The organism is Pseudoalteromonas sp. S3776 (genome assembly GCF_005886915.1).
In the GTDB taxonomy this organism is placed as follows: domain Bacteria; phylum Pseudomonadota; class Gammaproteobacteria; order Enterobacterales; family Alteromonadaceae; genus Pseudoalteromonas.
Map to the genome: position 1 here is coordinate 86,212 of NZ_PNCU01000002.1, position 20,643 is coordinate 106,854.

Genomic DNA, 20,643 nt, shown 5'->3' on the forward strand with positions numbered 1-20,643 from the left:
TATTGTTATTTAAAGTAAGTGTTAATACTAGGGCGTGTAGACCTTTGCGGATTGAAATTTGTTCAATCTAGGGGCGATCTAATCGCGGCGCGAGGTTTGTAACCTAGTGGGCTAAGTAAAAATCGAGCAAAGCTTCCGCATCCTGCTCACGCCCCTTACCTACATCCATGTAGGCAACAAAGAGTTTATCACCCCTAGGCAGAACCCAAAGGGCAGCGCATGTTTGGCATTTATGCTGCGTTATCACCTATTTATGGGGAATAACCACACTTCATAGGCTCTGCCTTGCCTAAAAACCAAACATACTGCTGCAAATTCAACCATCAAAGATCAACACGCCCTAGACAACACTATACGCCATGCTAGAGCATTAATGGAGCGCAACTACAAATAGCACCGCTTTAGTTACATTTCATTACATATTATTTTAAATAACACTCACTTTATTTGCTAAATAAAAAGTTATTAATAATTTAATATTACTTTTATTAGCTGCAAATAAAAAAGGATAAAATAAGTACGTTATTTATCGTAAAATTAGTTTAAACTAACCGCCTAATAAATTAAGCACAGCATAATAAACGGGTATTTCATGCGTATAATTATTTTATTTTCAGTTATTTTATCTGTCATAGGTTGTACAAGCGCGCCTTTAAACACAGCCCCTTCCCCACAGTATATTACTGTATTACATACTAACGATAATCATGGGCGCTTTTGGCATAACGAAAAAGGCGAGTACGGTATGGCAGCGCGTAAAACGTTAATTGACGCTTTACGCAACAAAGCACAACAGCAAGGCCATGCAGTTCTACTGCTATCAGGGGGTGATATAAACACCGGTATACCTGAGTCAGACTTGCAGCATGCTGAGCCTGATTTTAAGGGTATGTCATTACTGGGATACGATGCTATGGCTATTGGTAACCATGAATTTGACAACCCGCTTAGCGTTTTAAGTAAGCAGCAACAATGGGCTAACTTTCCATTACTGTCTGCAAATATTTTTGATAAAGCAACCGGAGAAAACGCTTTTCAAGCTTATCAAATTTTCGAAAAAAATGGCTTAAAAATCGCGGTTATTGGGCTTACTACCACAGACACAGCTAAAATAGCTAACCCTCAATATATTGGGCATTTAGAATTTAAAAACCCTGCTGAGGTCACCGCATCCCTTGCTAAAAAAATTAAGGCGCAATATAAACCCGATATTATGATTGCAGTGACACACATGGGCCATTATGTAGATGCAAACTTTGGTATTAATGCGCCAGGTGATGTGACGCTTGCGCGCTCTCTACCTACAAATACTTTAGATATGATTATTGGCGGTCATTCGCAAGAGCCTGTTTGTATGGCTGGAAAAAATAAAAATGACGACAATTTTAAACCTGGACTTGCATGTAAGCCTGATCAGCAAAACGGCACATGGATTATGCAAGCGCATGAATGGGGTAAATATGTAGGTAAAGCGGAGTTCAAGCTAGAAAATGGCACGCTGACCTTACTAGATTACAAATTAATGCCAGTTAATTTATATGTAGATGAAGTTCAAGCCGATGGATCAAGTAAACAAGTATTAGCAAATGAATACATTGAGCCTGATCCTACTTTAAAGGCTTTTTTGGCTACGTACCAAGCCAAAGGCGCAAAACAAATTGCTGGAAAAATTGGCAGTGTTGATGCGCGCTTACAGGGCGATAGAAACAAAGTACGTTACCAACAAACCAACTTAGCACGCGTGATCATTCAAGCACAAATGAATGTAGTCGGTGCCGATTTCGGCCTTATTAGTGGTGGCGGGATCAGAAGTTCAATTGAAGCCGGTGATATTAGCTATAAAGATATTTTAAAAGTGCACCCGTTTAAAAATCGCATTACCTATATGGACTGGCAAGGAAATGATCTATGGGATTACTTAGAGACAGTCACTGGCTTCCCTGTTGATGCGGGGGCCTATTTGCAATATCACAAATTGGCATTCACTCGTAAAAATGGCAAATTAGTCAGTGTATTTATTAACGGTAAACCGCTTGATAAAAATAAAACCTATCGAATGAGTTTGAATAGTTATAACGCATCAGGTGGTGATGGTTACCCTGCAATAAATAAACTTAAAGGCTTTGTGAGCACAGACGAGACCGATGCACAGGCACTTAAAACGTTTATCATGCAACATACCCCACTTAAAGCTGCGGAGTTTGCACCTAAATAAAAAAGTTTTTAAAAAGGAAAGTAGCTAGCTACTTTCCTTTTATTTCGATATTTCCCTTTGCAATATTTATTAACGCATAGCTATGTAATCGAGACCTCGAACCTTCGCCATAGGCTTTAGGCGGATAGTAAATATCTTTCATATCAGGGTGCTCTGATAATACCTCATCTAAAGCTGCACGTATCTCGCTTAATGTTTTTTCTAAACTGCTATTAAAATTTGGGCGCTTGCGTATAGTGTGCCCAAGCTCAATCAACCTGTAAAAGTACTTATTAGCCAACTCTATAAGCTCATCTGGCACATATTTATTTTGATTTAGCACAACATCACGGTTATCTCTGCAAAACTCTATCAAGGCTAAATAAAAGCATAGCGGCTTGTTTGCTAAACACACCGTATTTTCTGGTAAGTAATTATTGCTGAGCGTTTTAGTGTTTAAATCAATAATCAGTACAAGCTCTTTAGGCGTACTTACCTCTGTATTGGCGTTTTGTGGCGTACTTTTTACCTCAGCAGGCATCTGTGTAATAGATTTTAACCATTTACTGAACAAAACACTCAAGACTAAGAATAACAAACAAATCAAAAACCGAGTTTCTGACCAAAATTGTGCGTTTTTCTCGAATACTAAAGAGACATGCGTGGTACTCGACTTAAGTGTTCTTACAAATTGATTTGGTTTTAAAACTAAAGGCTTTGCAGACTTTGGTACAATTTTAACTAAACGTAAGTTGTTGCCTAAATAATCGTTAAGCTTTATTAAATAGTCTTGCACTGCATGCTGATTACCCGAGTGCTTTAAAAGAGCGTTAGAAAGCGCAATTAACGGCAAGTCAAGGGCTACTTGTTTTTCCGTTTCGATAACCTGGTGTTTAATGACGTGATTCTGCTCGCTAATGACAGAGACGTAGAATACAAAGCAATTAATAAAAAAAACAGCACAGCCAAAAACAACATATTTATACTTATCCATTTTTAATGCTCTCATCTTTTGCTGTTACGTGTTCTGAGCTGCAATCCCAGTATGATTGTGCTTCTTTGTAATAACTTAACGTTTGTTCTTTAGACATATCAAGAATATGACGCTGCACAGCGCATAATAGGTCAGTATTATTTTGCTGCATTTTTAAATACCAACGTGAACCTGAAATTTTGTTACTTAAGGGCGTTATATAATTTTTTGAAAAACGCTCGGCGTCACTCTCTTTCCAAAAAGATGCAATAATATCTACCTGCCCATTAGCTAATAAATCACGAAGCTCGCTGTGTGAACTTGCATAAGTAATGTCTAAGTTGCTTTGGTTTATATTTAAATCTTTAAACACTTTTTTGGGTAATATATGACCAGAGCGGCTTGTAGGGTAATCCAACAAGCCTATGCGCTTATCTAAAAAGTACTGTTTTGTTAAACGAGGTTTTTCCTTTGAGGAAATAAAGTACGCTGTATAATCAGAAAAGCCCACAACGGCTTGGTAGTTGTAGGTAAGCTCAGCATTAAAAGCGTTCATTATATTATTTTTTGCAAGTACCAGATCCGCTATCCCTTTACCCACAAAGTCAAAGCTTTCAGTTGTGCTATCGCCCCAATAACCTTTAACAGAACCATATTGCTTAGTTACTACTGAATCAACACAAAGCGACTCAGTAAGTCGCTCTGCAACACTTTGCGAGGGCGTAAATACAATGAGCTGATTTTTGTTCTCACTTGCCGTGGTATAACATTGTGTTGACGTTTTTATTAATTCTGGAAAAGTAATTTCGTCACTGTTTACGCTTACCTTTCCTACAGACCACGCAGCAACCATAACCAGAAACAAAAGTGTAACAAACGACAGTTTATGTAACATGACCTTTATAAACCCCACCAATAAGGTGTACCTAACAATGCAAAGGCTATATTTGAACAATATTTCTTACTTATTACAATAGGTAATTTTACCCATGTAACATAACTAACTGAAATTAAAAGGTTATGAATAAGAAATAATGAATACTCTTGACTCCTTCCTATATTAAGTAAAAACAATCACAATACCCATACCAGCTAATAGGTGAATAAAAATAAATGCAGAAGACATTAATGCGCATTAAAATTGCTACTCTCGTAGCAACAACGTTAATAATTAGTGCTGTTTTTACAACAAGTAAATCGTATGCATGGGGCCAAAATGGCCACCGTATCGTTGGTTATATTGCTGAGCAACACTTAACCAACCAAGCCGTTCACAATTTAGCACCACTTTTGGAAGGACAATCATTAGCTAAAATAGCGACTTGGGCTGATGAAATGCGATCTAACCCTGAGCTATTTTGGCGTAAAAAATCTTCACGCTGGCACTACATAAATCTGCCCAAAAATAAAACGCTTTCCCTAAATCACGCACACACACGCAGCAAAGACGATGTTACAAACATTCTAGAAGGTATCTACTTCTCTATTAATACACTCCAGACATCGACTACTTCACTTCAAGAAAAACAGTTTGCTTTAAAGTTTTTAGTTCACTTGGTTGGCGACAGCCATCAACCATTTCATGCTGGGCGAAGTGAAGATAGAGGCGGCAATTTAATTAAGGTCGATTTTTTTGATAACGAGACCAATTTGCATAGCCTTTGGGACACTGGATTAATAGAAAATGAGAATTTAGCTTATACTGAATACGCTAAGTTTATAGATACAAACGATGCATCACTCATTAAAATATACTTAAACAGCAGCCCTACTACGTGGCTGATGGAGTCTCACAAATTGGCTGAAGAAATTTATAATTCTACCGATGATGAAGTGAGCTATAGTTATGTTTTCAAATACAATCCACTTGTTAAGCAGCGTTTACAAAAAGCAGGCATTAGACTTGCGGGTGTATTAAACTACTTATTTGATTCATCAGAAGATAATAAAAACTTAAAAATAACGATAAAATAACAATCAACCTATAAATAAAAACCTACACACGGGAATTAATTTATGTTTATACACGGTTTAGAGTATAGCTAAAATAATAAAGCTGGAGATGCATTGATTACAAAGTGTAATTAACTATAGAGGGAGTTATATAAGTTACATTTCATAATACTGTCATATAATGTCGGTAACATAACAATAAGTAATTAATCCATATTTAGTTAAGTATACAAGTATAAATTGTGCAAATTAATTTTGCATATTACAAGAGTATACCCTTAGTGGAAAACGCTGGGGTTATACGACTTAAAATAACAATTTAATTATAACTTTCACGGGAAATGAAAATGAAGACTAAACTTCAAAAAACAGCACTCTCACTTGCTATCGCTGCATGTGTTAGTGTAAGTGGCGCTGCATTCGCCAACGAAACCACCTCTGCGATTAAAGGGCAAATTACTGGTCCAAATGGTAACCCTGCTCCAGGTACTAAAATTACAATTTTACACGTACCGTCTGGTTCAGTTAAAACAACTGAAGCGAATGATGCGGGTTACTTTACTGCTAAAGGCCTTCGTGTTGGTGGCCCGTACAAGGTAATTGTTGATTCTGATGTCTATGCTGATCAAGAATTCAATAACATTATCCTTAATATCGGTAACGATTACCCAGTAAATGCTTCACTTGAGCCACAATCAAGCATGGAGCAAATTGTAGTTACTGGCGCGCCTATCAGCTCTATGTCTGGTGGAACTGGTCCAGCATCTACATTTACATTAACTGATCTTGAAAACACGCCTGCTATTAACCGTGATTTAAAAGATATCATTCGTATTGACCCGCGTATCACAATTGACGATAGCCGTGGTTCAATTAACTGTGGTGGTGGTAACCCTCGTTATAACAGCTTAACGCTTGATGGCGTTCGTATGAACGATAACTTTGGTTTAAGCTCTAACGGGTACCCAACTATTCGTGCACCTTTCTCTTTTGATTCAATTGAACAGGTTTCAGCTGAGCTAGCACCATTTGACGTACAGTACGGTGGCTTTACTTCGTGTAACATCAATGCGGTAACTAAGTCAGGTGGAAATGAAGTTCACGGTGGCATCTTCTATGATTACACAAGCGATTCATTAAAAGGCGATAAAATCGAAGGCGAAGACGTTGATAACGGTAACTACACCGAAAAACGTTACGGCTTTAACGTTGGCTTACCATTAATCGAAGATAAACTATTTTTATTCACTTCATACGAAAAGCTTGAAGGTGTGCAACAGTTTAACTACGACGGTTTAAGCAGCGGCAGTGTAACTGCAGATGATATTGCTCGTATTACAAACATTGCTCAAACTGTATATGGCTATGACGTAGGCGGTATGCCTTCAAGTATGCCTGTTGAAGATGAAAAAATCTTAGTTAAATTAGATTGGAACATCAACGAAGATCACCGTGCAAACTTAATCTACAACTACAACGATGGTAATACGGTTTCACAATCAGACACTGGCTCTAGCCGTGTTTCACTATCAAACCACTTTTACGACCAAAGTGCAGAATTTACTTCAATCATTGCTTCAGTTTACTCAGATTGGTCAGATGATTTTTCAACTGAAGTTCGCATTGGTAAATCAGAATTAGACGCAACGGTACAATCACTTGATGCTGCTAGCAGCTTTGGTGAAATGCAAATTAGTACTGATAACGGTGGTACAGTTTACATTGGCCCAGATGACTCTCGTCAATCTAACGATTTAGACTATGATACCACTACATTTAAAGTAGCAGGTACTTACTACCTTGACCAACACACTATTACCGCTGGTTATGAGTTTGAAGAGTTAGACGTATTTAACTTATTCGTACAACATACTGAAGGCGAATACCGTTTTTATAACAATGATGATGCTGGCTTAACTGGTATTGACTACTTTGAACAAGGTATCGCAAACGCTGTTTACTACAACAATGCTGCCGGTACTAATGATCCTAACGATGCGGCTGCAAGCTTCTCATACGCTCAGCATACGTTTTATGTTCAAGATGAATACGCATTTACAGACCTAGATGCAAACATCACGTTTGGTTTACGTTACGACAAATACACAAGTGATGACGTACCAAACTTTAACCAAAACTATACTGACCGCTATGGTTTTAGTAACCAAAGCACGTTTGATGGTATTGATTTACTTCAACCACGCGTTGGCTTCCAGTGGTATGCAACAGACGAGTTAGAAGTTCGTGCTGGTGTTGGCTTATTCTCTGGTGGTAACCCAAATGTTTGGTTATCTAACTCTTACTCTAACGATGGTATTACAAACATCGGTACATTCCGCAGCTCGGTTGATTTATTCAACACGCCAAACGTAAATGGTGGCACGCCAGGTTTTGAAGTACCACAAGAAATGTTTGATGAAGTTGCTAACACTGTAATTGGCTCAGGTGATGCTACAGTAAATGCAGTTGACCCAGACTTTGAAATCCCTTCGGAGTGGAAATACTCAATTGGTGCAACATACACAACTGAAAACGAGTATGTAATTTCACTTGATTACTTATACTCTAAGAAGAAAGATGCTGCCTTAATGCGCGACATCGCACTTCAGGATTCGGGCGAAACTACATTTGATGGTCGTCCTATTTACGAGTCAATCGAAGGCCGTGATGGTGAATACCTTCTTACAAATGTAAGTGGTGATAGCGGTGATTCATCGGTTATTTCATTAGCTGTAAGCAAAATGTTTGACAATGGCGTAAGCGTTAACTTTGGTTACGCGTACACAGATTCAGATGATGTTAACCCAATGACAAGCTCTGTTGCGGGCTCAAACTACGGTAATATTGCGCTAACGGATCCTGGTAACCCTGGTGTTGCATCATCAGATTACGAAATCCCACATCGTTTTACTATGACGCTTGGCTACACGCATGAGTTTGTTGATGGTTTTGCTACTCGCTTTAACCTATACGGTGAAGCATACAAAGGCTTACCATACAGCTACACATTTGATGGTAGCGACGAAAATGTATGGGGCGATGCTAACTGGAACGGCGATCGTCAATTACTTTACGTACCACTTGAAAACGATCCTAACGTTGTTTACGACATGAGCGCTGATGAAATTAACGCGTTTAACGACTTTATCGCGTCTAACGGTTTAGAGCGCGGTGAAATCACTGGCCGTAATGCTGAAAACTCAGATTGGTTTGTTAAATTTAACTTTAAAGTTACTCAAGAATTACCAGGCTTTATGGATGGACATAAAGGGGAAGCGTTCTTCGTAATTGATAACTTAACTAACCTATTAAACGATGATTGGGGCGTACTTAAAAAAGGTCCTTTCGTTGGCGCTAGCATGATTTCAACATCAATTGATGAGCAAGGCCGTTACGTATACTCTGGCTTTAACGAAAACAATGCAAATACATCAGTACAAACTGATGCGTCTTTATGGCAAATGCGTGTAGGTGTACGTTACACCTTCTAATCTTATTAGTGTAAAGACTAAATGTTTATTAAAGCCCATCAACTGATGGGCTTTTTTTATACCAATCCACCTGATTAACTGATCGAATTTAAGGGTTGGGATTATAAAGCCCCTTTAAGCTCTTTTAGTAAATTAAGCAATTGCGTTTGTTGTTGCTTGGTAAATTTTTTAGCTAATTGCGCTTCCCAGTTTTGTGCATCATGCGCTATCAGCTTGTAAATTGCATTGCCCTGCTCATTTAACATAACCTGAGTTACTCGCTTATCTTGCTGATTTAATTCAGCTTGTATATACCCTCTTTGTAGCAATGATTTAATAGCTCGCGAAACCGTTGACTTGTCCATATTGGCTTGTGTACATAAATCTTTAGCATTACTTTTGCCATATTGCGCCAAGTTTGCCAACACCCGCCATTGAGGAATCGTTAAGTCGTATTTTTGCTGATAAACACGCGCAAAATCATCGCTTATGTGATTTGCCATTTGGTTTAACTGATAGGGCAAAAAGTGCTCTAAATCTATTTCCATTATTGCTTTCTCATCATATTTACACACCATGAAAACTGTGCATTTTAATTTACAGGCTAAAACCTGTGCTCATTTGAAATTACTCTCACATGAGAGTACTTTAAACTAATTAGGGCCTGTTGACCTTTCAGGATTGAAATTTGTTCAATCTAGGGGCCATTTAATCATGGCGCAAGGTTTGTAACCTAGTGGGCTCGATAACTGCTCCTGCGTTATTCTAATGACTTACATCCATGTAAGAATAAGTAAAAACCGAGCAACAAAGAGTAAATGACCCCTAGGCAGAACCCTTCGGGCAGCGCCTGTTTGGCATTTATGCTACGTTATCGCCTATTCATGGTGAACAACCACACTGCATAGGCTCTGCCTTGCCTAATTACTAAACAGACTGCTGTAAATTCAACCTCGAAAGATAAACAGCCCTAGAAAGATAAAACACTGTCACTCTTACAGGATCATATTATGGCCAGCGAAATAAACTACATGAGCGGTTTTGGCAATGAGTTTGAAACCGAAGCGCTTCCCGGCGCACTGCCTGTTGGGCAATTTACCCCACAAAAAGTTAAATATAATTTATACACCGAGCAATTTAGCAGCACAGCCTTTACAGCGCCGCGTGCCGCTAATCGTCGTACGTGGCTGTACCGCCTTCGTCCATCGGTGGTACAAGGTGACTATACTGCAATAGATAATGCACTAATCAGAACAGCACCTATAACTGAAGCAATTACGCCCCCTACGATGATGCGCTGGAGCCCGATTGATATTCCCTCAAAGCCTACTGATTTTATTGATGGGTTAATTACAATAGCTGCAAATGGCAATGCCAATGGTCAATCGGGTATTGGTATTCATGTTTATGTGGCTAATATTTCTATGCAAGGGCGCTACTTTTGTAATGCCGATGGTGAGATGTTGTTTGTGCCTCAGCATGGCGAATTGTTATTACACACTGAGTGCGGAAAGCTGACCGTAAAACCGGGGGAAATTGCCGTCATTCCTCGCGGGATTAAATTCTCGGTTGATTTAATTGATGAAACCGCACGTGGGTACATTTGTGAAAACTATGGCCATGCATTTGAGCTTGCCGAGCGCGGCCCCGTTGGTGCAAATGGCTACGCGAACGACAGAGACTTTAAATACCCTGTTGCGTCATTTGAAGATAAAGAAGGTGACTTTGAATTAGTGACTAAATTTAATGGTAATCTCTTTAGCTGCCCGGTCACTCATTCGCCTTTTGATGTGGTTGCATGGACTGGTAACAGCGCCCCGTACAAATACGATTTAGCCCGCTTTAATGTTATTAACACTGTAAGTTTTGATCACCCAGATCCTTCAATATTTACTGTACTTACCTCTCCCTCAGCCACTGAGGGCATGGCAAATGTGGATTTTGTAATCTTTCCACCTCGTTGGATGGTAGCAGAGAATACATTTAGGCCTCCTTATTATCATCGCAATATTATGAGTGAGTTCATGGGCTTAATAGAAGGAGTTTACGATGCAAAAGAGCACGGGTTTGTACCAGGAGGCGCTAGTTTGCATAATTGTATGTCCCCACATGGGCCTGAAGCCGAGGTATTCGAAAAAGCATCTAATGCTGAGCTCACACCACAAAAATACGAGAACACACTGGCCTTTATGTTTGAGTCTCGTTACATAATATCGCCCACGAAATATGCCCTTGAAGGAAAAGAACGTCAATCTAATTACACTCAATGCTGGCGTAGTATCACTAAACACTTTACAGGCGAGGAATAATGACAATGAAACTCTACAGCTACTTTCGCTCATCTGCTGCATACCGTGTTCGCATAGCACTTAATTTAAAAGGCATTGAGCACGATATGCAATTTGTTAATTTACTGAAATCTGAACAGTCAGCTCAGCCTTACTTAGATAAAAACGTGCAAGGTTTATTACCCGCTATTGAAACAGAGGACGGTGTATTAGCGCAATCACTTGCTATTTTAGAATGGTTAGATGAAAGCTATCCGCAAACGCTTCTGGTTTATGGGAATGCATGGCAAAAAGCGCAGATTCGTAACATAAGTTATGCCGTAGCGTGTGATATTCACCCTGTAAATAATTTACGTGTTTTAAAGTATTTATCAAGTGAACTGAACGTCAATGACGAGGCGAAAAATAAATGGTACAGACATTGGGTTGAGGTCGGGTTTGAAAAAATTGAATCAATGCTAAGCGAAGACTGTGATTTTTGTGTAGGCGATAAACCATCACTGGCTGATATTTGTTTAGTGCCACAGGTATTTAATGCGTTGCGTTTTAATGTAGATATGGCTGCGTATCCGAAAATTGCAGCCATTTATGCACGCTGTAATGCACTGCCCGCTTTTAATGAAGCAGCGCCGCAAAATCAACGCGATGCAGTTTAACTTTTTAAAGCGCTGTGAATAACACTTACATGCTCTATTAAATCTAAGCCCAAATCGGTCAAATAGCCACCATCTGGGCTATCTATTACGCCTTTATCAAATAACCGTTGCGCCGCACTTAATAAATTAGGCTCTGCGTCAGAATGTAACTTTATCCCCTGCATTTTGCTATCCCTAGGAAACTTAGCTAATAACGTAAATTCATCTATCATTATTTGATTAAATCGCATGTCTTCACCTTTTTATAGTTGTGTGTTTAAGTCAGTGTTGTATAACGCTATTACTTACCCTAGCATGTTTTTTAATCGTGTGTACTATTTTTAAACTATCAACATTCGAGGTCGCCCATGCGCCATATTATGGTTTTATTTATTTTTACAATTGCGTTAACTCTTTCCCCTAGTAGCGATGCTAAAACAGTTAAAACATATTCTATTATTGACACTAACGAGGTTATTAACGCTGGTAATATTTGTTGGTACGATAACAAACGTTATAGTGAAGGTGCGTTGGTACAAATACATTCTTTTACCTTAGTTTGCGCCCCTAGTAACCCTCAGCATAATAACAGTAAGCTCATTTGGTTAAAATTAGATAAAAAAGGCAATCTTGTGTACCCCGCAAAACCTAAAACCATTAGGGTCAATTAGCGCTAAATGCGGATTTACGCTACAATGCGCACAGTTTAAATAAGTAGTATGGCTATGGATAATCAACCAAAGAATCCTCTTCACGGGGTAACATTAGAACAAATTTTAGTAGAGCTTGAACAACGTTTAGGTTTTAAAGCCATGGGCGAGCAAGTAAAAATTAAATGTTTTACCGACTCGCCAAGCATTAAATCAAGCTTAAAATTTTTACGTAAAACCCCTTGGGCACGCGATAAAGTTGAAGCTCTCTACTTACATACACTAAGTAACAAACCGCTGCGTAAACCCAAAGGCGCTCAGCGCTCTAAGCCTACTAACTCAAGCAATAGCAGTAGTTTTGTTTGGCCAAGCATTAAAAAGTAATACACAAAAATGCACGTTAAATACGTGCATTTTTTATTTTATAATTCCTTACTAATTACATTTAATGAGGCAGGGTCAACTGTAAGAGTAAGCGTATGCGCTGTTTTTATTTCACCATCTAATACATACTTAATTTCTTCATCTGCAGTAATCGTTACTTTTTTAGCGTTGGTATGATGCGAACTAATAGCTAATTGCGTTTGCGTAATACTACTAAACATCAACTCAGCAATACTAAGCACACTGGTTGTGTTTTCTTCGCTCGGTATCAGCCAATTTATGTCCAATAAACCATCTTCGTGATTAGGCTGTCCTCCCCCTTGCGCTAACAACGTGGTAAAAGGGGCTGCGTTAGCAACAATAAAGCTATTTGTTTGCACCTCTTGGGTTTGATTATCATCAAGAGTTACATAGAGTGTTTGCGCTTTTTGCTCACTAAATGCCTGAAAAAAGCCGTTTAAGTAAGCAAGCTGACCCGATTTATTCTTTGAATCTCTGTCGGCTTTTTCAATCATCGATTGCTCATAACCAATTCCCGCTAACAACAGCATAAGCTCGTCATTACAGTAGGCGGTGTCTATTGTATGTGTTTGCCCATCTATAATTAATTCGCAGGCCTGCTCGACAGGAATTATTTTAGAGCTAATACCCATAAGCACATGGGCTAAAGCATTGGCTGTACCCATTGGGATAATACCCAGCTTGCACTGAGTGTTTACCAACACACTAGCTACTTCTGTCACGGTTCCATCACCGCCACAGGCAATTATTATGTCTGGCTTATTTTTAATAGCTTGTTTAGCAAGTTCAATTCCATTTACTTCTTTAGAGGTAGTTAAAACGTTTAAATCATAATATTCCGACAGCCTAGCCACTATTAAGGGCTCTTTATCTTGCCACATTTTAGTGCCCGACACTGGGTTTGCTATTAATACCGCTTTGTTTTTTATAACAAGCTCCCCCTTTTTATGTCGTTTAGCCAAATGGCGAAGTTGGTGTTTATTAAGGTTTGCGGTTTCACGTGTCTCTTTAATTTGTGCAAGTATTTGATGTACATCTGCATTTTTATCTTGGCTCAACAAATATGCAGCCATCACAAATACTGAACGCCCTCTTCCTAGTGCGCAATGAACGACCACTCGGCGGTCTTCTTTAATATGATGATGTATCCAGTTAATGGCTTGGTTTAATTGCGAATGAGTAGGCACACTATGATCAAGCACTGGGATATTTAAATAGCTAATATTTTCTTGGGTTGAGCTCCACTCCAAGCCATCAAACTCACACGTTACATCTAATATTGCTGTTATACCGTTTTCTTTTAACGTATCAATATCAGAGGGAAACAATCGACATGCTAAAAATAAATGCTCGTTAATTTTTTGAATGGGAGGGACTTTATCGTGCTTGCGAGAGTACGCATTGTAAATTTGGGCACCTAATAAAAAGGGCACAAAAGCCCAACGAATATAAAAAGGAATGATGCCATTTTCGCGCTTTCTAAAAATTTTTGCCAGATTAAAAATATAAGCGCCACTGACGAGTATTAACGACAAGGCACTCCAGTAAAACACCACTGCAAAGTAAACCGAGTTAACCTCCCAGCCTATCCATATAAAAATTAACGCTAAAATTAAATAACTCGTTGCAGCCCACATATTTTCTCCTTTATTTTTACTGTTTTGGCAAATTTTTACAGCTGTTTATAAGTATAGTTGCAATTTACAGGCCAACAAAAATTGTATTTAGAACTTGAAAATAAATATAACCGATTGATATTAAACAGATTAAAATCTTCAACTTTAAGAAATTGGCCATATTAGCCGCTTTTTACACAGTTCTGGGTCATTTTTTCTCACTCGCCTTATGCGTCTGTTTTATGGCTAAAACTTGTCTCTTAGTTAAGAGCAGCTAAGATAAATAACAGTTCAACGTTTTGCATCCAATCGCCCTTCTCACACGTTTATTGAGAGTGTGTTTATATTTTATTTACATTAATATCTAGTCGATAAGTGTTTATCACGCGAGACTTAATATGTTTCTAGGTAAAAATTTAATTAATACAGCGCAATGCGCCTCAATAATAATAAAAATAACAGGAACCCTATGGAAAACGACAATCTACTTCCTCTTTTGTGTAAAACAGCACAAGGTAATAAAGCTGCGTTTGCCGATTTGTACCGGCAAACAAGCGCTAAGTTATTTGCAACAAGTTTAAATATGCTCTCAAATCGAGCGCACGCTGAAGAGGTATTGCAAGAAGCATTTATAAAAATTTGGCATAACGCGTCAGAATACAATCCTACAAAAGGCACCGTAATAAGTTGGATGATAAGCATAGTACGGTACAGAAGCTTAGACGCGCTGCGCTATCATAAGGTCAGAAAAGAACAAGCCATAGGCGATGAGGAATATGATGAACAAGACATAGACATTAACTACGATGATCAAACCAAACTTGTAAATTGCATTGAGCAACTCGACCCACAGCAAAAACAAGCCATTCACCTAGCGTATTACAAAGGCTTAAGCCATGGTGAGCTGGTCAATCATATAGAAACGCCTTTAGGCACAGTTAAAAGCTGGATAAGGCGTGGTTTGCAGCAATTGCAGAGGTGTTTAACATTATGAACTATAACAAACCAGAACTACTTGATGCTTTAGCTGGGCAATATGTGCTAGGTACTCTAAATGGCCTTGCCCGAAAACGTTTTCAACGCTTAATGCTCAGTTTACCGCAAGCCCGAGAAGCCACTATGATGTGGGAGCAAAATTTAAATGGTTTAGCCAGTGCAATTACACCACAAGCACCCGATGAGCATGTTTGGCTGCACATTTTAGATAAAATAGAAAGCAATGCTCAGCCGATTAAAACAGTTATAAAACCGGCGCCATCGGTATGGCGTACTTGGTCGTTTATAGCCACAGCGGCCTGTATTATTTTAGCATTTGTAGTTATTAAACCAGTAACACAACTGCAAGATAGCCAGCAGATTGCGCTTGTACAAAACCAAGATAAGCAATCACTGTGGATTATTAATGTGGACGAGCAAGCATTATCAATTAAAGCGAGTACCAAATTGGTTGCGCAAACAGATAAAGACTACGAGCTGTGGATGATTTTACAAGGACAGGACACGCCTATTTCGCTTGGTTTATTACCTAAACAAGGTGAAAAGCTTTTAATAAAAGACGCTCGTTTTAATGCCCAAAATATTGCTCTACTTGCAGTAAGTTTAGAGCCGTTAGGTGGCTCGCCTAACGGCCTACCAACCCAAGTACTATATACTACAGATTTAGTGGTTTTATAACTCAATAATCGCATTAGGTTGGCTTATCTATTTAGGCCAACCCACCCCACTTATTTAACAAATTTAAAAATATTTTAACTTTTTTGCATCTAATGTGCTTTTTGCTTCGTTATTAGTTATGACTCCAATCAAAACTAAAGGAAAAAGTCATGAAAGCTTTAACTCCATCTATACTCGCAGTAGTAGTATGCAGTACCTTAGTAAGCACCTCTAGCGAGGCATCAAGTCATCGTGAAGCGCCAAATATTAGCCGCTTTCCAACCTTAGACTCTTCCGACTTTTACGTATTTAATAGTTATGAAGCAGGCAGAGACGATTACGTTACGTTTATTGCCAATTATATTCCTTTACAAGATGCCTATGGCGGCCCTAACTACTTCGCTATGGGCCCAGATGCAACCTACAGTATTCATATTGATAATGATGGTGATGCAGTAGAAGATATTACTTTTGCCTTTAATTTTACCAGTATGCTGCCAAACGATAACCAGGGTGTGCAGTTAACTGTTGGCCCAGAAGGTAATCAACGCACTGTATCTGTACCGCTTAAAAATGTAGGTGGCGTTGCAGCTGGTGATGATAGCGCTGCAAATTTTAGTGAGTCATATACACTAAGCATGATTAACGGCCCACAACGCACAGGTACCAGTACCACACTAAGCAATACCACCACCAGCTCAACCACGTTCAACAAACCGCTAGATTATGTAGGCGATAAAACATTTGGTTCAATGACTGATTACCAAACTTATGCCGATCAGTTTGTTTATCAAGTGTCTGTACCGGGCTGTGACAATATGGCCAAAGTGTTTGTTGGCCAGCGCAAAGACCCATTTGTTGTTAACTTAGGTAAAACTTTTGATTTAGTTAACTATGTGCCTGTAGAAGGTGATAGTGCGCCAGGTGCGGGCGATGGTGGTGGTTTTCCTGGGGGTATTACGCAATCTGCCGATAATGATGACCTTATTGATAAAAATGTGACATCAATTGCCATTGAAATGCCTAAAAGCTGTATTGTGGGTGAAGGCAACGGCGTAATTGGCTCATGGACAACAGCAAGCCTGCCGCAAGCACGCATTTTAAACCCCAACGCTAAATTTGCAAACAACGCGGTAAATGGCGGCGCTTTAACACAGGTTTCACGCTTAGGTAACCCTTTAGTTAACGAGCTTGTTATTGGTATTAAAGACAAAGATACCTTCTCAACAGCTCACCCTAAAGATGATGCGCAATTTTTAGATTATGTTTCGCACCCGTCTTTACCAGAGCTTTTAAATATTTTATTTAAAGATGCAGTCAATACCACGCTTGGCGCTAACTTAGAAACCCTCGCCCCCACTAATTTTCCGCGTACCGATTTAATCACCGCATTTTTAACCGGTTTTGCTGGTGTAAACCAACAAGCAACAGTAACGCCTTCAGAAATGTTACGTTTAAATACCGCAATTGCAGCCACAGCACAGGCTGATCAATCTGCATTTGGTGTTGCGGGTGATGATTTAGCGGGCTTTCCAAATGGCCGTCGTCCAGGTGATGATGTAGTAGATATTGCACTTCGCGTGGTAATGGGTCGTTTGTGTCACCCTATCCCAGTAAATGGTGAAGACACCGACTTAGGGCTGTGTACACCAGAAGATGCTGATGTAGGTACAGTGCCATTTACTGATGGTGCGCCTGTTGATGCAAGCATGATGGATGCCGCTTTCCCATACTTAGCCACCCCACTTGCAGGGTCTAAATAAGGAGTAATGTATGCATAATTTAACTCTTACTCACATCGGTGTACTACTTGGCGCACTAACGCTTGGCGCATGTAGCAACGATGATGACAATAAGCAGCCTACACCGGTGGTAAATACAGCCCCCAGTGCAAGCGATGTAATGTTAACCACACAAACAGAAGTTGAAATTAACGACACGTTAGTAGCGAGTGATGCCGATGGCGACTCACTCACCTATGAACTCACAACAGAGCCTACACTGGGCAATGTAGTAGTTAATAGTGATGGCAGTTTTACCTATACACCCAATAAAGAAGCAACAGGCAGTGACAGCTTTATGTTTGGCGTATCTGATGGGGTAAACCAGCAAGTGACGGCCATGGTTGATATTACCATTGAGGCTTTGCAAGTAGATTTTGCACAATTTGCCAGTGATGCGTTTAATCAAAGCCCTAACGATGAACCACTATCGACCAATGGACGTGTTTTTACCAATACAGATACCGATGTAAGTACTATTTCATCAGGTAACTAAAGGGCGTGTTGCTCTTTGATGGTTGAATTTGCAGCAGTATGTTTGGCTTTTAGGCAAGGCAGAGCCTATGAAGTGTGGTTATTCCTCATAAATAGGCGATAACGAAGCATAAATGCCAAGCATGCGCTGCCCTTCGGGTTCTTTCTAGGGGAGATAAACTCTTTGTTGCTCGGTTTTTACTTATTCTTACATGGATGTAAGTCATTAGAATAACGCAGGAGCAGTTATCGAGCCCACTAGGTTACAAACCTCGCGCCGCGATTTAATCGCCCCTAGATTGAACAAGTTCAATCCGCAAAGTTCAATACGCCCTAATTAAATAATTTAAGCTGATGGCCATGGATGGCTTTTTTAAGAGGATAAAACGATGCGCGGTTATTATAAAAAAATGCTCTTTGTTTTTTGCGCTGCACTGTATGTAAGTAATGTTGATGCAGAGCCCATAATTCCAGAAGATAACGATATTGTTGCAACCAGTAATTCATCAATTAGCGCTGATTTAACAATAGAGCAACTCAACACTTTGGTCTTAAATAGCCAATACATAGGGCAAACCGAGCTGTATCAAGGAGTGCTAAAAAACCGCTTAGCGGCACTTTATAAACAACAGCCCACGGCACAAATAGGCTATTTATATGCAAGAGTGTTACAAAAAGAGCATCAATTTACTCACGCTATTGAAGTTGCAAATACTGTAATAAAAAAACACCCGCACCACGTCAATACCCACCTTTTATTGGCAAATATGTTAATGACACAAGGTAAGTTTGAACAAGCCAAGCGACACTGTGTGTCTCTTATTGGAGCAGCAAGCGTTATCACCGCAACAACTTGTGTGCTTGATATTCAAAGTCAGCAAGGCCAATTACAGCAAAGCTATCAATCATTACTTAATATTACTCAAAATAAAGACATAAGCTTAACAACCAAGCAGATACTTAGTGAGATGGCGTTTAGGCTTAATAAGCTCAATAAAGCGCTTGAGCACATTAACAGTATTGATTTAAGCAAAGCACCTGTAAGCCTTATTGTGTTGTGGGCTGATATACAGCTAAGCCAAAACAACTCTGAGCAGGTACTTAATACCTTGAGTCAATTTAGCAATTTAAAGAGTCAACTTGAAGATGCTGTTTTACTTAGGCTCGCCATAGCTGAAAAACGCAGCACACATAAAGCCAGTGAGCTGTGGCAAACGCGTATGCAGCAACGCGTTAACTTACGAGAACAACGACAAGATACTTTTCATGCCAATGATTTAGCTAACTATTATATTCATGTACAAGTAGATAAAGCCAAGGCACAATATTGGGCAAATATAAATTGGCAGCAAGCAAAAATGAGCATAGATCAACACCTATTACACCAAGCTAATGCCATGGCTAGGGACACCTTATGAAAACAATAAGCTCTTTTTTAACCATTTTACTTGTTACACTAATTTGCACTTTTAGTGCACAAGCACACCAACTAAGTACCAGTTACATCACATTAGATAACGCGCAAAATCCGCAGCAATATACAGGTACATGGCAAATAAATATTAACGACTTAGAACAAAGCGTTGCGCTTGATTTAAACCAAGACCAACAAATAAGCTGGGGCGAGCTTAAGTCACAAAGCGAAACCATTAATCGCTATGCAAAAACTAATTTTACTGTTTTACAAAACTTGCAAACTTGCCCGCTAACAATTGCTGATAACTACCAATTAGATAACCATTTTAATGAGGCTTATTTAGTTTTACCGCTGCTATTTAGCTGTGCCAATAATGCCGATATCACCCTTAACTACAGTGCTTTTTTTGAGCACGATGCTAATCACAAGGTGATTGTTAACGTAAACCACGTATCGCGCGTATTTACCAAAGCCGAGCAACAACAGACGTTTTCTACACAGCAAGCAAGTTACCTAAATACATTTAACCAATATGTTTACCAAGGTGTATTACATATTTGGATTGGTATTGACCATATTTTATTTTTAATTGCCTTACTTTTAACCTGTGTATTGTATCGCACTAACAAACAATGGCAGGCAATCGCTTCTAAAAAACAAATAATTAAGCACACAGCCTGGATTGTAACGGCATTTACTCTTGCCCATTCACTTACTTTAACAGCGACAGCACTTAATATGGTGTCGCCAAATAGCCGCTGGGTAGAGCTTGGTATTGCAATTTCAGTATTATTTGCAGCTTTAAATAACGTATGGCCAGTTATATTGCGCCTTGGCTGGCTAACTTTTGCATTTGGTTTATTACACGGTATGGGCTTTGCCAGTGTGCTGGGTGAGCTTGGGTTATCGAGTGATTATCAGCTATTGAGCATTTTAGCATTTAACTTAGGGGTTGAACTGGGACAGTTGAGTATTTTGTGTATAGCACTGCCCTTGTTACTTATAGTGCGAGATAAGCCTATCTACATAAAATGGATAATGCCTATAGGTTCGCTTGCAATAGCAGCAATGGCTTTACTGTGGTGTATAGAGCGAATTTAATGCTAAAAAGCGAGTGCGATGACTCGCTTTTTG

The 20,643-nt window shown here is 39.2% G+C and carries 18 protein-coding genes; 13 read left to right on the plus strand and 5 right to left on the minus strand.

All coding sequences use genetic code 11. The features are described 5' to 3' along the window. Window positions 1–592: 592 nt before the first annotated feature. Window positions 593–2,215: a bifunctional UDP-sugar hydrolase/5'-nucleotidase UshA gene (gene ushA / locus CWC16_RS01595; RefSeq protein WP_138540228.1), complete on the plus strand. Its 1,623-nt coding sequence runs from the start codon at window positions 593–595 to the stop codon at window positions 2,213–2,215. Between the two features lie 28 nt (window positions 2,216–2,243). Here ushA and CWC16_RS01600 read toward each other — a convergent pair whose 3' ends face one another. Continuing rightward, on the minus strand, window positions 2,244–3,188 hold the full coding sequence (locus CWC16_RS01600; protein WP_171037611.1) for a hypothetical protein: 945 nt from the start codon (window positions 3,186–3,188) through the stop codon (window positions 2,244–2,246). Next, window positions 3,181–4,062, minus strand: a complete 882-nt coding sequence (locus CWC16_RS01605) for a type 2 periplasmic-binding domain-containing protein (RefSeq protein ID WP_138540230.1) — start codon at window positions 4,060–4,062, stop codon at window positions 3,181–3,183. The genes CWC16_RS01600 and CWC16_RS01605 overlap by 8 nt, the downstream gene beginning before the upstream one ends. A 233-nt stretch (window positions 4,063–4,295) precedes the next feature. On the opposite strand from CWC16_RS01605, the gene CWC16_RS01610 reads away from it, so the two are divergent. Beyond that, entirely contained in the window at window positions 4,296–5,141 is an 846-nt protein-coding gene (locus CWC16_RS01610) for a S1/P1 nuclease (protein ID WP_138540386.1), read from the plus strand. A 326-nt stretch (window positions 5,142–5,467) separates the two neighbouring features. Further along, a complete protein-coding gene (locus CWC16_RS01615; RefSeq protein WP_138540231.1) occupies window positions 5,468–8,611 on the plus strand; it encodes a TonB-dependent receptor in 3,144 nt (1,047 codons plus the stop codon). Between the two features lie 101 nt (window positions 8,612–8,712). Here the strand turns inward: CWC16_RS01615 and CWC16_RS01620 are convergent, their stop codons facing one another. Continuing rightward, entirely contained in the window at window positions 8,713–9,138 is a 426-nt protein-coding gene (locus CWC16_RS01620; RefSeq protein WP_138540232.1) for a MarR family winged helix-turn-helix transcriptional regulator, read from the minus strand. A 462-nt stretch (window positions 9,139–9,600) separates the two neighbouring features. Here CWC16_RS01620 and hmgA point away from each other — a divergent pair, with 462 nt between their 5' ends. After that, the gene (hmgA, locus tag CWC16_RS01625; protein WP_138540233.1) at window positions 9,601–10,899 is read left to right on the plus strand and encodes a homogentisate 1,2-dioxygenase; all 1,299 of its coding nucleotides are present in this window, start codon (window positions 9,601–9,603) and stop codon (window positions 10,897–10,899) included. 5 nt (window positions 10,900–10,904) lie between these two features. Next, window positions 10,905–11,534 carry a maleylacetoacetate isomerase gene (gene maiA / locus CWC16_RS01630; RefSeq protein ID WP_138540387.1) on the plus strand — a complete coding sequence of 210 codons (630 nt, stop codon included), beginning with the start codon at window positions 10,905–10,907 and terminating at the stop codon, window positions 11,532–11,534. Here maiA and CWC16_RS01635 read toward each other — a convergent pair. Beyond that, on the minus strand, window positions 11,531–11,764 hold the full coding sequence (locus CWC16_RS01635) for a TIGR02647 family protein (RefSeq protein WP_055013801.1): 234 nt from the start codon (window positions 11,762–11,764) through the stop codon (window positions 11,531–11,533). The genes maiA and CWC16_RS01635 overlap by 4 nt on opposite strands. Window positions 11,765–11,893: 129 nt before the next feature. Here CWC16_RS01635 and CWC16_RS01640 point away from each other — a divergent pair, with 129 nt between their 5' ends. Together CWC16_RS01640 and CWC16_RS01645 are read left to right on the plus strand one after the other, a co-directional pair. Further along, window positions 11,894–12,184, plus strand: coding sequence for a DUF1496 domain-containing protein (locus CWC16_RS01640; protein ID WP_249929177.1), 291 nt, complete (start codon window positions 11,894–11,896; stop codon window positions 12,182–12,184). Between the two features lie 54 nt (window positions 12,185–12,238). Continuing rightward, on the plus strand, window positions 12,239–12,547 hold the full coding sequence (locus tag CWC16_RS01645) for a VF530 family protein (protein WP_138540235.1): 309 nt from the start codon (window positions 12,239–12,241) through the stop codon (window positions 12,545–12,547). Between the two features lie 38 nt (window positions 12,548–12,585). Here the strand turns inward: CWC16_RS01645 and CWC16_RS01650 are convergent, their stop codons facing one another. After that, window positions 12,586–14,205, minus strand: a complete 1,620-nt coding sequence (locus CWC16_RS01650) for a diacylglycerol kinase family protein (RefSeq protein ID WP_138540236.1) — start codon at window positions 14,203–14,205, stop codon at window positions 12,586–12,588. Between the two features lie 448 nt (window positions 14,206–14,653). On the opposite strand from CWC16_RS01650, the gene CWC16_RS01655 reads away from it, so the two are divergent. The 6 genes from CWC16_RS01655 to CWC16_RS01680 all read left to right on the plus strand — a co-directional run bounded on the left by CWC16_RS01655 (window position 14,654) and on the right by CWC16_RS01680 (window position 20,610). Next, on the plus strand, window positions 14,654–15,178 hold the full coding sequence (locus CWC16_RS01655) for a sigma-70 family RNA polymerase sigma factor (protein WP_138540237.1): 525 nt from the start codon (window positions 14,654–14,656) through the stop codon (window positions 15,176–15,178). Beyond that, window positions 15,175–15,858: an anti-sigma factor gene (locus CWC16_RS01660; RefSeq protein WP_138540238.1), complete on the plus strand. Its 684-nt coding sequence runs from the start codon at window positions 15,175–15,177 to the stop codon at window positions 15,856–15,858. The genes CWC16_RS01655 and CWC16_RS01660 overlap by 4 nt, the downstream gene beginning before the upstream one ends. A 149-nt stretch (window positions 15,859–16,007) precedes the next feature. After that, a complete protein-coding gene (locus tag CWC16_RS01665) occupies window positions 16,008–17,600 on the plus strand; it encodes a DUF4331 domain-containing protein (RefSeq protein ID WP_138540239.1) in 1,593 nt (530 codons plus the stop codon). Window positions 17,601–17,610: 10 nt separating this feature from the next. Continuing rightward, window positions 17,611–18,114, plus strand: coding sequence for a cadherin-like domain-containing protein (locus tag CWC16_RS01670; RefSeq protein ID WP_138540240.1), 504 nt, complete (start codon window positions 17,611–17,613; stop codon window positions 18,112–18,114). A gap of 367 nt (window positions 18,115–18,481) precedes the next feature. Next, window positions 18,482–19,510 (plus strand): tetratricopeptide repeat protein, encoded by a 1,029-nt coding sequence (locus CWC16_RS01675; RefSeq protein ID WP_138540241.1) that lies wholly within the window; start codon window positions 18,482–18,484, stop codon window positions 19,508–19,510. Continuing rightward, complete coding sequence (locus CWC16_RS01680; protein ID WP_138540242.1) at window positions 19,507–20,610, plus strand: HupE/UreJ family protein; 1,104 nt, start codon at window positions 19,507–19,509, stop codon at window positions 20,608–20,610. The genes CWC16_RS01675 and CWC16_RS01680 overlap by 4 nt, the downstream gene beginning before the upstream one ends. Window positions 20,611–20,643: the final 33 nt, after the last annotated feature.